The sequence below is a fragment of the Desulfosporosinus sp. FKB genome, from assembly GCF_002196705.1.
GTDB lineage: Bacteria > Bacillota > Desulfitobacteriia > Desulfitobacteriales > Desulfitobacteriaceae > Desulfosporosinus.
In genome coordinates this window covers 1-12,405 of the sequence record NZ_NADJ01000010.1, presented here as the reverse complement: position 1 = coordinate 12,405, position 12,405 = coordinate 1, and the positions used below count along the sequence as shown (strand labels likewise).

Below are 12,405 nucleotides of genomic sequence, written 5' to 3'. Positions count from 1 at the left end.
AAAAAACAAAGGACTTTTCTGTATTCTAGGAGTAGGTAAGTCCTTTGTTTTTTTTTGGTTCAACAGCTTTGTCATTGTCAATGCTAGAGGAAAAAGGTGAAGAAGAGATCAAAAAGTCTATAGCCAAACTAATGTATAACCGGGAGTTATTGAATATCTATTTGGGTAATTCCAGTATTCCGGTACTCAACCCGCTTTTTGAAATCGCTAAGAAACATCGCACTCAACTGATTTGTCTATCCGATCTGAAACAGAACTCCATCCTCAAAGTTAGAGCCAGTGCTATCGGCAGCAATGAGTATTTGGAATTCGAAGAAATAATTCGGGATGATAGTAATATTCAAAACGATGAGAAGCTGGAAAAAGCGATATTCAGGGTTTCTGAGCATAAACAGATTAATTTATTTGAGTGAGAAGTATCGAGTACTTAATATCGTGCAGCTCTTTTTGGATGAGCGGGTAGGTGTCTTTGGTATTTTATCTAGGTAGTGAAAATAAACTCCATTTTACAGTCAGATTAATAGAGGAATTTTCGGAAATTTGTCGAAATCAAGTATCTATTAAATAGATAATAACAAAGGAATGGTTCTTAATAAGAACTAAATAAACCTTATAGTTAGGAGTCTATTATAGGATACATATTGCTGAGAGGGTGATAAAAATGATAAAGACGAGTTTCTTAAAATCAATTGCCGGAACATTAATCCTATGGTTTCTTGTGCTTTCCCTGATACCCCTTTTGGGCTTAAGCACCTTTAATTATTATACGAGTAAAAATAATATGACTCAGGACGCCATTCATAATATGAACCAAACTGTTACCTTAGCTGCTGACGTTTTAAACGATTGGTTAAAAGAAAAAATGGATGTTCTTAATACCATCGGCAAAAATCCCGTGTTTGCCACAGGTGATAAAGCACAGATTATGGATTATCTAAAACGTGAATCTGAAGCTGTTCCTTACGCGGAGGATCTTCTTTGGGCGGATGAGAAGGGACAAGCCGTTAATTCTTCAGGAAAAACATTAACGATTAGCGATCGCTCTTATTTTCAATCTGCTCTCAAAGGGAAGCCTGTCATTTCCACGATGCTTGTATCCAAGAGTACCCAAAATGATATCCTTCCAATAGCTATACCATTACAGGGTAACAATGGATCTTCCGTACTTGTTATGAGTCTTAAAGGTGATGCTATTCAAGCAATCGTTGATAATGCAAAATATGGACAGACAGGGTATTCATATTTGTTTGATAATACAGGACTTGTTATTGCTCATCCGGAAAAGACACAAATTCTAAAACTCAATGTTATAAAATCAAATTCTGAAAGCCTTAATCAGATTGGCTCCCATATGTTAAAAAATCAACAAGGTACCGGGGAATATATCTTTGAAAATATTGACAAAGAAGTGGTTTATACGACGATTCCCAATACAGGTTGGCATCTGGTTCTTACAGCGCCTGTTAGTGAATTCTATAGCTTTGCCACGAAGCTTTTGTACATGAGTTTAGGAGTAGGCTTCGGAGTGGCGTTACTTATTGCAATCTTAGCTTGGTTTATTAGCAAACGGATTTCCAAACCGATTGTAACTTTAGCAGAACAAACTGACGTTTTAGCGACAGGTCAATTAGACGTAACGATCAGTGACGGTTTTATGGGAGAACTGGGTATTCTTGGACAGTCGTTAAAAACTATGACGGAAAATTTGCGAAATACCGTCTCAGAAGTGCATCAAAGTTCAAGCCAATTAGTGGCTTCGGCTCAGGAATTAAGTACTTCCACTGATGAGTCTTCGTCTTCCGTTGAACAGGTTGCCCGTGCGATAGAAGAAATGGCGGGAGGAGCAAGTCATCAAGCTGAGAGCTCACAACAAATTGTTGAAATGGTTAATCAAATCGTTCACGCAGTTGATCATGTAAATGCTATGATCAATAAAACGGTTGACGATGCAAATTTAGCGAAAGCATCCGTAGAAGAGGGAATGCAAGCAGTTTCAAACCAAACTATAAAAATGAAGGAAAACTTAGAAGTAAGCCATCAAGTTGCTGTGACCATTGAGCATCTAGCCCAACAATCTCAAGAAGTTGGAGTCATTTTAAGTACCATCTCCAACATTGCCGAACAGACGAATTTGCTTGCTCTCAATGCGGCCATCGAAGCAGCACGTGCTGGGGAACATGGACGAGGATTTGCTGTTGTAGCCGATGAGGTAAGAAAATTAGCAGAAGGATCTCGACAAGCAACTGAAGAAATTGCCAAAATTGTTGGCAACATTCAGAGTCGTGCTCAAGAAGCATCGGATCAGATGAGTAAGGCAAAAACGGTAGTTGAAGCGCAAGAGCAAGCTGTAAATTATACGAATCATTCCTTTGAAAGAATCTCCGAGATCGTAAGGTCCATGGGTGAGCAAATGGAAAACGTTAAGCATTCTTCAGAACAAATTGGCGGCCATGTCAGTGACATTTCAGAGAGTATTGAATCCATCGTGTCTGTTGCTCAAGAAAATGCAGCTGGAGCTGAGGAAGTGTCCGCAAGTACAGAGGAATTGAGTGCCGCAACAGAGCAAATTGCCGCTGCAGCCAGAACTTTAGTTATGTTGGGAGAAGACTTGGATAAAGCTGTGGCTATTTTTAAGCTTTAAGCCAAGACAATTCTTTATAATATAAATATTGTCTTGAGTGAACTCGTTCAGCTAAAGCTGAACATCGGGGCTTCGGTGACGGAAGTGTCCTGTGGACACTTCCGCCGAAAGCGCCTAGCCCATAAACTAAAATCTTAAGTAAAATGGGCCCCGGTTCACCGGGGCTGTTGATTTTAATAGCTTACATAGGTTATTTGTCGGACAGGGATTCTCACTACGGATTGAATTCCGTCAATTTGGTTTCCGATATTTGAGAATAACCGAGCGTTAGTCACAAATGCCACACCGTCAATAACGCCGCCGTAATTTCCAACCCAAGTGCTCGAATCAGTACCAATTACTATACGGGCTCCTATCGGCAAAGTGTCAAACAGAATAGCATTAAATGGGGGGGCACCAAAAGGGGGTACGCCAAAAGGAGGGAATCCTAAACCGGCCATAAATATTATCTCCTCTCGTTTTTTGATTTTTGGCTATTGAGCCAAGATAAGATGAGAAAGGAGATGTTGGATTGGGCTGTTTCTAATACATACTATGAAACTTGTCCTAAGAAGGTGATAACAACATATTATAAATTTCCCTAAGGAGTTCGATTTGGATATTAATTATAACGAATATTAGGCAATCATGCCTTCCCGCTTTTTCCCTAAGTTTGGAATCAGAAATACTATGTAAAAAGTTGTTCCACGAGAATTGGAATCAACCCTCATCCTTGATAGCAAGCACTACTTGGTTATTATGCAAATAAGTTTTAAGAGTTAGACCACCGCCTTCTTCCATAGCTTCAAGCCCATTCCAAGCTATATTTAAAATTAGTTGAGTAATTTCCTTTTTATTCAATTCAACATTCGGGATTTTCTCCGGGATATACTGAATTCTCTTGTTTTGAGTAAACGTGTCAGCTTCTAAAAGCGGGTAAAGATGTGTAAGAATGTCGTTGAGACTTTGAAGTTTCAGCTCGGTTTGCTTTGTTTGATCGAAGGATAAAAATTCTGCAATAATTTCGTTTGCTCGATCGAGTTCTTTGAGAGGGTATTGAATCCATCGTGTCTGTTGCTCAAGAAAATGCAGCTGGAGCAGAGGAAGTGTTTATAATAATTTTAAAATATAAAAGGAAATAAAAAGAAGTGTGTAGAATATTAAGGGCTAATATTCTTTAAGGGGTGATTGTGTTGAATAAAATATTGGTACCAACAGATTCTTCTGAGTATTCGCGGCGTGCGTTAATCCAAGCATTAGAGCTTGCTCGAAAATTTAACGCGGAAGTAGAACTTTTATTTGTCATGCACGATCCATATGTGTATAATTCTCGTGTTTCAAGTTATGTATTTCCGCCGGAACTCGTTGAAAAAGAAGGCGAATTTGTATTGCAAGCAACACTTGAAGGAATCGATTTAAGTGATATCAATTTGACCAAAAAGATAAAAGTAGGGATCAAACCGGGGAAAGTAATTTTAGATGAAATTGATAATGAGAAGATTGACTTTGTTGTTATGGGGAGCCATGGTTATGGAGCAATTGCCGGTTCTATGCTGGGCAGTGTCAGCCAATTCGTTCTCCACGGAGCAAAATGTTCTGTGCTTATCGCTAAATAAAACAGAAAGCATTCCATGTCGTTCCTTTGACTAATTCCTTACAGATCACCTTGATGACTTCGGCATCAGGAATTCCCATAAACAACTGGTGGGTAATACTATATCCCGCCAGTTGTTTGTTCATGCTATAGTTGTGCAAGCATTTTTCCTATGTTGCAAAGGGTGCGTGTGCTTCGAACATTGAAAAACCGTCTGCTTGGCCTGCATCCCTTTGCTGGTCGGGTGAAATTATTTTAAATAACCAAAGAAGGAGAGGGAGAATATGGTACGGATAATCAAATCAAATCAAATCCACAGACGGAGACAAGTATGTAAACAATAAACAATTTTGCGAAATGTATCCGTGGAAGGGCTCTCGTTGAGAGCCCTTTCCATGTGGATAGCGTAGGGACGTAAAAACTACATCAAACAGCTTGAAGATGGTTTACGTCAAATCGTCAACTTTTGATAGGAAAGTGGTATAATTGACACAAACTCCTTCCTACCGGCTGCTCTGGGGCGTACTTCTTTGGCTAAAGAAATTTCATACGGAGGAAACTTAATGCGTCTGCAACGTAAAATCAGCATTTATTTTCTCATCATCTTATCTGTCTCTATTGGAAGCATCGTGTTTTTATCAGTCTATCAAATGAAAAGTCTTGTAAAAAACCAGGTTAGTAAGAGTCTCTTAAATATTGCCAATTCTGTGGCTAATTTTTCAGAAGTTCAGGACTTTCTAGGTGGGAAGAGCACTTTAACAGAGAATGCATTTAATGAGCAGATTGAATCGATTCGGTCGAAAACCGGAGTTGCCTTCATCGTTGTCATGAATATGAAAGGAATCCGCTATTCTCACCCGGTAGAAACAAGAATTGGAGAAAAATTTCAAGGCGGAGACGAAAAAAGAGTCCTGATATCCGGACAAGAATATGTTTCTGAGGCTCATGGAACGCTGGGCATATCGTTACGTGCCTTTGCCCCAATTTATAAAAACGGGCAGCAAATAGGTGCCGTGTCTGTCGGTATCTTATTGACAGAACTTAACTCAGATGTGTACAAAGCCCTGCTGAGTTTTTTGCCGTTCATAGTTCTTGGCCTTTTTCTCGGAGGATTGGGTGCAGCTTTCCTGTCGTTGAGTATTAAGAACACAATCTACGGAATGGAACCGGAAGAGATTGCTTTAGCACTCAAGGAGAGGGAAGTTGTTTTGGAAAATGTAAAAGAAGGAATTGTCGCTGTCGATGACAAGGGAAAAATCACTTTATATAACAAAGAAGCAGCTAACATCTTGGACCTTAATGAAAGCGACAAAGGAAAGAACGTCTTTGAATTCATCTTCAGGAACGAAAAGCAGGGTCCTTTGTCCCTTGGTCAGTTGCTGGAGGATGTGGAAATCAGAATAAAACCAGGACTTACGATCGTATGCAAATATAGTCCTCTCCTGGACGAAAAAAACCGAGTCATGGGTGCCGTAATCAATTTTCGTGATCTGACAGCGGTGAAAAAGATGGCTGAAGAGCTTACAGGCATTAAGAAAATGGCCTGGTCGCTGAGGGCGCAGAATCATGAGTTCATGAATAAATTGCACACGATCTCTGCCTTGATTCAGATGGAAGAGTACGATGAAGCCGTCGACTATATTTCGAGCACGGCGAAAGCGAGAAACAATATTAATGGCATTTTGACCAGGAAGATAAAAAATGTTTCCGTGTCAGCGCTGCTCTTTGCCAAATACAACAAAGCGGAAGAGTCTAGGATAAAGCTGAAAATCGACCCCAATTCCAACCTGTCTGAACTTCCTCAAGCAATGACTGCCGATGATCTGTGTTCCGTACTCGGAAATCTGATTGAGAACTCATTTGATGCAGTTAAGAGTGATGGCAGCGGAGAAATTTATGTGAAGCTTGATGAGGAAGACGACTTTCTCAATATTACCGTTTCGGACAATGGTTCAGGTATTCCTGAAGCTGTTCAGCCATACATCTACAACCTAGGCATGTCAAGCAAATCCGGACAACGAGGTTACGGTATGTATATTGTGAAGAAAATTATCGATGACGCTAGGGGTACAATTCGCTTTGAGGTTGATAAGGGGACCTCATGGTACATCTCAGTGCCCATCAAGGGGAGGAACATGAATGTTTGATGTTTTGATCGTAGAAGATGATCCCATGGTAAGCCACGTGAACACAAAATTTCTCAAGAAAGTTCCAGGTTTTAATTTGGCGGGAACGGCCGCAAATTTGGCGGAAGCCCGCGAGTATGTACAAAAGGAAAAGATTGACTTGATTCTGCTCGATCTATTTCTCCCTAAAGAAAACGGCATTGACTTTCTCAAGTGGCTGCGCAGCAACGAAATTCACATCGATGTTATTTTGATTACAGCCGACAAACGCAGCGAGAGTGTACTGGAAGCCTTTCGTTTTGGAGCTGTCGACTATCTGATCAAGCCTTTTACCTTTGAACGTTTCAAAGATGCTATGCAGCAATATAAAGAGCGGGCCGACAGCTTGCTAAACAGTATTTTTATAGAACAGGATGCCTTGGATCGCTACGTTCTGCCCGGAAGAGCGGAGGATGAAACAGATAAGCCTTTGGAAAAGGGCTTGAGTAAATATACATTTCAGCGAATTTGGAATCACATTGTCCAGAACGGTGAAGAGTATTTCACCGCAGATGAAGCAGCAGAATCTTTAGGGATGGCACGGGTTTCCGTTCGCAAATATCTTGACGTCATGGAACGGGAAGGAAAATTAGAACTTTTGATCGAGTATGGAAAAGTCGGCCGGCCTCAGCATAAATTCAAACTCAAGGACTTCTAGGAGATACTGCCCGTTTTTAACGCACACAGTGATACCTTCTTACCGAAGGCTGCAGAACTCATCCATTCAAATTAAGAAAGCACCTGAAGAAAAGAACAAGTCAAGAACAATTGTGGTGATAAAGTTCGCAGGAGCAAAATGAATTTAAAGTTCTTAATCTACAAAAATAACTCTTAATTTACAGAATATTGTCAATGGTCCTCCTCTTCGGCTAATATGAAGTTGCGTTTATTTTCTATATAAAAAGGAGGTTTTCTAATTTTCAGATTCTGGAAACAAAAGACTCCGGAATGAATTGCTGCATATTCGTAACACAGATTAGCCGTTGTTTCAATTCAAACTACACATTAAACTACAGAATGAATTGGGGGGATCTTTAATGAAACCTACAAAAGTGCGTTGGGAAGTAATAACCCTGTTATTCTTCGCAACGACGATTAATTATCTCGACCGAACTAATCTATCAGTTGCGCTCCCGGTCATTGCCAAACAGTTAAACTGGACACCTGCGGCCATGGGCGCTATTTCTTCAGCTTTTCTTTTAACGTATGCACTTTTGCAAATGCCAATTGGTGTTTTCATTGACAAAATCGGAACCAGGATGACATATATCTGGTCTGTCATTATCTGGTCTCTCGCCTCGATGGCGACAGCTTTGGGTACTTCTTTCGGTTCGATCTACATCTTCCGCTTACTCTTGGGTGTTGGCGAAGCGCCTGCTTTTCCGGCAGCGACAAAGACAGCTGCTGACTGGATTCCCCGGCGGCAGAGAGGAATTGCAACCGGATTTTTCACTGCCGGGGTAAACATGGGCTCCGCTATTGCCCTCCCTCTGGTTGCTTGGATCGTGAGTTCTTTTGGTTGGCAAATGTCTTTCATCATTACCGGTTCCCTCGGTTTCATCTGGCTCCTTTTCTGGCTTGTTCTCTACCGTGACCGAAAAGACAACAAGCGGGTCAATGCGGCTGAAAACGCTTTAATTGACGCCGACATCACAACGGTGCAGGAACAGCCCCGCGTGCCCTGGATACAGCTGTTTAAGAAAGTGTCGACCTGGGGTCTGATGCTCGGCTACGCTTGTCAGCTCTATATCATGTTTGTCTTTGTCACCTGGCTACCGACCTACCTTGTGCAGGCTCGCCATATGACCCTCCTGCATTCCGGAATTTATGGGATGATGCCGTTTATTGCCGGTACGATTAGTGCCTTCCTTGGCGGCAGGACCTCAGATATCTGGGTGCGCAAGACGCCGAACGGCAGAAAAATTGCCATGAGCCTGGGGCTCATTCTGGCGATGACCATCATTCCTGCGGTTTACGCAAATTCTGCCTTCACAGCTCTAATCCTTTTGACTATATCTGAATTTGGAGTTATGTTTTCTAACGGAGCCGCATGGGCCGCTGCTTCGGAAATTGCTCCCGCAGGACAGGCTGCCTCCGTTGCCTCTATCCAAAACTTCGGCGGTAATGTCGGCGGTTTCCTGGCCCCAACTATTACTGGGATACTCGTTCAGGCTACCCATTCCTTCAATAGCGCTTTGATCCTGGCAGGAATCCTGGCTTTTGTTGGTGCGATTATCTACTATACGATGCTTCCGGGTTCAAAAGTGCAAGAAGAAAGCAAAGCCTCAGCAGCTTGATTTCTCTGTAAGTTTAACAATTCTTTGTGTGGATATCATTACCACCGATACTTTGATAGATTGCCTCTCTTTATTGATAATGGATAAGTGAAGGATGGATAAAGGACTATTAAAAGCCGCTCTGTGAGCGGCTTTTATAATTCGTGACCAGATAACAATAAAATACAGCAGCTAAATGTATCCTTAGGCAATCATACCTTCCCGCTTTTCGCCTAAGTTTGGAATCGAAAAGACTATGTAAAAAGTTGTTCCGCTAGAATTGGAATCAACCCTAATTTTGGCGTTATGCGATTCTACAATCTTGTAACTGGTTGCTAACCCTAATCCCGTTCCATAATCTTTCGTCGTATAGAATGGGATTCCAAGTTTATTCATATTTTCAGGAGGGATACCGCAACCCTCATCCTTAATGGCAAGCACTACTTGGTTATTATACAAATAAGTTTTAAGAGTTAGACTACCGCCTTCTTCCATAGCTTCAAGCCCGTTACGAGCTATATTTAAAATTAGTTGAGTAATTTCCTTTCTATTCAATTCAAGATTTGGGATTTTCTCCGGGATATACTGAATTCTCTTGTTTTGAGTAAACGCGTCAGCTTCTAAAAGCGGGTAAAGATGTGTAAGAATGTCGTTGAGACTTTGAAGTTTCAGCTCGGTTTGCTTTGTTTGAGCGAGGGATAAAAATTCTGTAATAATATCGTTTGCTCGATCGAGTTCTGAAATCATCAGTTCGAAGGTGGATTTTTGGGCAGCATAATCAGGTTTCACCCCCATAAGCTGCAGGTAACCGCGCACGGTCGTCATTGGATTCCGTATTTCGTGCCCAATCCCAGCAGCCATTTGCCCTACAAGGTTCAGGCGATCTAGTCTGGCCATTTCATCTTGAGCAACCTTTCGGTCTGTAATGTCTCGGAAATAAGAGCTTAGACCAGTCTCTGTAGGGTAAGTGCTAACTTCAAACCATTTGTTGCCTAACACCTCAGAGAAAACTTCAAAGGTTATAGATTTGTTTTCGCTGAGAACGTCTTGAGAGTGTAGTAGGGCAGTGTTCATAATGGTCCATTCTTCCGTCATTTTTTTACCTAACAATTCATCACGAGATCTTCCGAAAGCGATTTCACCTGCACGATTGATATACGTCAATTGAGTGTTTCTATCTACAGCGAGAAAACAATCAGTCATACTTTCAAGGATTGAGACTATCTCTTGCTGCGATTTGATTAAATTTTCACATGTTGTTTTTTGCTCAGTTATATCTTGATAATAAACCGATAATCCATTTTCAGAGGGATATACTTTTACTTGATACCAGATGCCTTTCTCTAAAAAGCTTTGATATTCAAAGGTCATAGGTTCATGATGGGCGATGGCTTTTTGATAATTCAAGTGGAAAAACGTCCCTTGTGCTTGTGGAATTTCTTTCCAGAGAACATTGCCTAAAAGTTTATTTCGTGATTTGCGCAATAATTCCTCAGCTTTATTATTGATGAAGGTAAAACGCCATTGATGGTCAAGGACGTAAAATCCGTCAGGCATATGATTGATAATATCTGCGATAAGCTGGTTACTTCGGGATAGTTCGGCCTCTAAGGAAAGGTATTTTGTAAGTTGATCCACTCGTTCTCGCTGCATTCGTTTCATTTCGGTCACATCATTACACGCTATTAAAATACATTCTTGATCATCCATAGTAATTGTTTCAGCGGAAAGGATGGATGTTCCAATTGTACCAAATTTTGTAATAAGTGCACTTTCTATGTTATGCACTGATCCTTGACTGTTAATAATTTTGGTAATTAGTTTAAATTCTTGCTCAGGAACCCCCATTTCAATAGGGGTTTTACCAATAACTTCCTCACGAGAGAAGCCTCTTTCTTCTAGAAAACGATTGTTGACATCTATATACCGATAATCGGGTTTTTTTAGAATAGCCATCATGTTGGGACTCAACTGAAACGTTTTTCGAAATCGGTCTGTTGCTCCTCTAAGCTTTTTCTGTTCCTTTTTCTGATCAGTAATATCGTTGATGATGGCAACATATGCTTCTTCACCACTAGGCATTTGAAATCTTGCCAAGTCGGCGATAAAATACCGGTTATTCTCTGTTAAAATTTCCTGTTGAAGCTGTTTTGTGGTATCAAACACTGATTTATAACGGTTTAACAGAAGATTCGGAGTTTCAGTGAAGGACTTTAACGAGCATTTTTCCGTTATATTTTTACTAAGCAAAAGTGGCCCGTGGTTATTAAAGACCATTAAGTTTAGAGGACTATTTGCTAAGATTGTATTAAGGATGGAGGCTTTACCCAAAAAATCGTAAGTCCAGAAATAGAAGTTAAAAATAATCGTCGTGGCTAATGGAGTAATGATTAAGTATGGAGCCGTAACAATTCTAAGGACTTTTGCAGCATCTCCTTTCCAGGGGGGAATGAATCCTATGATAAATAGAAAGATACATGCCATAAACATGCCTATGATACACCAAAAAAAGAGTTTCTTTCCAGTTTGGGTACTCTTAATGTATTTTCTTAGGAAAGTTCCAAAACAGGCAAAAACGGCGATACTGGTTACACCGCCCATTGAACCGCTTCCTCCAACATTGTATCGATAAAGCGAACTAATGATAGCGGCTATTGCTGCTGTCACGGGACCGCCAACAAACCCAGCCATGGTCATGGTAATGTGTCGGAAATCATAGAAGCGACCAGGAACGACTGTGATTTTACCATCCATTGTAAGGATAGTAATGAGTCCAAACATTACGCCTAAGAAGTAAGGAGAGTATTTTTTGTTCAAAGATAGGTTGATCCATATGACAGCAGCGCAGAGAAACAAGACATTGAGTACATTTGATAAGAAGTCGTAGTACAAATAAACCACTTCCCATTTCTGCAAATTATGTCAACGGTTAAAATTATATTCCTAATTTTGAAAAAATGTTGTCGGAATGTTATGTCGTATTATTATTTTGATTAAGCTTTAATATCTAATAAAATAACTTTTTGTATAAATTAATTGCAATTTCCTAATACTGCTTTTAACGAATGCCGAATTTATCTGGCATCAGGACTTATCATAGAGAAGAGCAATGATCAAAATTGGTAATTGACAGCATAAGATAAAGATGTTAAGATGTGTTTCCGGCCAAAACAGCTGAGAGAGAATTCGGCAACTTGGATGTAAGAATTTAAAAATTAGTAATTGACAATATAAGTCGAAAATGCTAACATCAAGTTCCGTTCAATACCAAGCGAGTGAAATTTGGTAAAGGGACGCAAGGAGTTGAAAATTAGCAATTGACAATGAGAATTGAAAATGCTATTATGTAACTCCGGCCATGATGGCTGACTATCCATGGTCTTTGGTCGCTCCCGGACGTCCATGTCCTTCGCGACACCCAGACCATCCGTGGTCTTTGAAAACTAAACAACAAGGACAGCCAATGAGAGAAACTCGCAAGAGTTTCAAAAGAATCATGAAATCATGAGCAAGATATCATCTTCTTTAAAGAAGTTGAGATAACTTTTTTGGAGAGTTTGATCCTGGCTCAGGACGAACGCTGGCGGCGTGCCTAACACATGCAAGTCGAACGGTCTAATGCTTAACACTGAGTGTTCAGTGAAGTCGGGACAGCGAGAGCGCGAAGCATGAGCGCTCCACGCATTAAAAGTGCCAACATACTTGGGAAACGGAACGCTGAGTGTTAAGTGTTAGATAGTGGCGGACGGG

The 12,405-nt window shown here is 40.6% G+C and carries 9 protein-coding genes and 1 rRNA gene; 7 read left to right on the top strand and 3 right to left on the bottom strand.

From position 1 onward, the window contains the following. Window positions 1-44: 44 nt before the first annotated feature. Together B5Y67_RS01730 and B5Y67_RS01725 are read left to right on the top strand one after the other, a co-directional pair. A complete protein-coding gene (locus B5Y67_RS01730) occupies window positions 45-413 on the top strand; it encodes a hypothetical protein (RefSeq protein WP_088224865.1) in 369 nt (122 codons plus the stop codon). Window positions 414-661: 248 nt separating this feature from the next. Further along, entirely contained in the window at window positions 662-2,641 is a 1,980-nt protein-coding gene (locus B5Y67_RS01725) for a methyl-accepting chemotaxis protein (RefSeq protein ID WP_088224864.1), read from the top strand. 173 nt (window positions 2,642-2,814) lie between these two features. On the opposite strand, the gene B5Y67_RS01720 is transcribed toward B5Y67_RS01725, so the two are convergent. Together B5Y67_RS01720 and B5Y67_RS26300 are read right to left on the bottom strand one after the other, a co-directional pair. Further along, window positions 2,815-3,081, bottom strand: coding sequence for a hypothetical protein (locus B5Y67_RS01720; RefSeq protein WP_088224863.1), 267 nt, complete (start codon window positions 3,079-3,081; stop codon window positions 2,815-2,817). Between the two features lie 259 nt (window positions 3,082-3,340). Next, entirely contained in the window at window positions 3,341-3,481 is a 141-nt protein-coding gene (locus tag B5Y67_RS26300; RefSeq protein WP_170932551.1) for a hypothetical protein, read from the bottom strand. A gap of 329 nt (window positions 3,482-3,810) precedes the next feature. Here B5Y67_RS26300 and B5Y67_RS01715 point away from each other — a divergent pair, with 329 nt between their 5' ends. The 4 genes from B5Y67_RS01715 (at window position 3,811) to B5Y67_RS01700 (ending at window position 8,676) form a co-directional block, all read left to right on the top strand. Continuing rightward, window positions 3,811-4,236, top strand: a complete 426-nt coding sequence (locus B5Y67_RS01715) for a universal stress protein (protein ID WP_170932550.1) — start codon at window positions 3,811-3,813, stop codon at window positions 4,234-4,236. 541 nt (window positions 4,237-4,777) lie between these two features. Next, entirely contained in the window at window positions 4,778-6,361 is a 1,584-nt protein-coding gene (locus B5Y67_RS01710) for a sensor histidine kinase (RefSeq protein WP_088224861.1), read from the top strand. Beyond that, window positions 6,354-7,037: a response regulator gene (locus B5Y67_RS01705; RefSeq protein WP_088224860.1), complete on the top strand. Its 684-nt coding sequence runs from the start codon at window positions 6,354-6,356 to the stop codon at window positions 7,035-7,037. Before B5Y67_RS01710 ends, B5Y67_RS01705 begins: the two co-directional genes overlap by 8 nt. Before the next feature lie 379 nt (window positions 7,038-7,416). Continuing rightward, window positions 7,417-8,676 carry an MFS transporter gene (locus B5Y67_RS01700; protein WP_088224859.1) on the top strand — a complete coding sequence of 420 codons (1,260 nt, stop codon included), beginning with the start codon at window positions 7,417-7,419 and terminating at the stop codon, window positions 8,674-8,676. Window positions 8,677-8,859: 183 nt separating this feature from the next. Here B5Y67_RS01700 and B5Y67_RS01695 read toward each other — a convergent pair whose 3' ends face one another. Next, window positions 8,860-11,556: a PAS domain S-box protein gene (locus tag B5Y67_RS01695; protein ID WP_348982270.1), complete on the bottom strand. Its 2,697-nt coding sequence runs from the start codon at window positions 11,554-11,556 to the stop codon at window positions 8,860-8,862. 644 nt (window positions 11,557-12,200) lie between these two features. Between B5Y67_RS01695 and B5Y67_RS01690 the strand changes: the two genes are divergently transcribed. Beyond that, window positions 12,201-12,405 (top strand): 16S ribosomal RNA (locus B5Y67_RS01690); the annotation flags it as partial.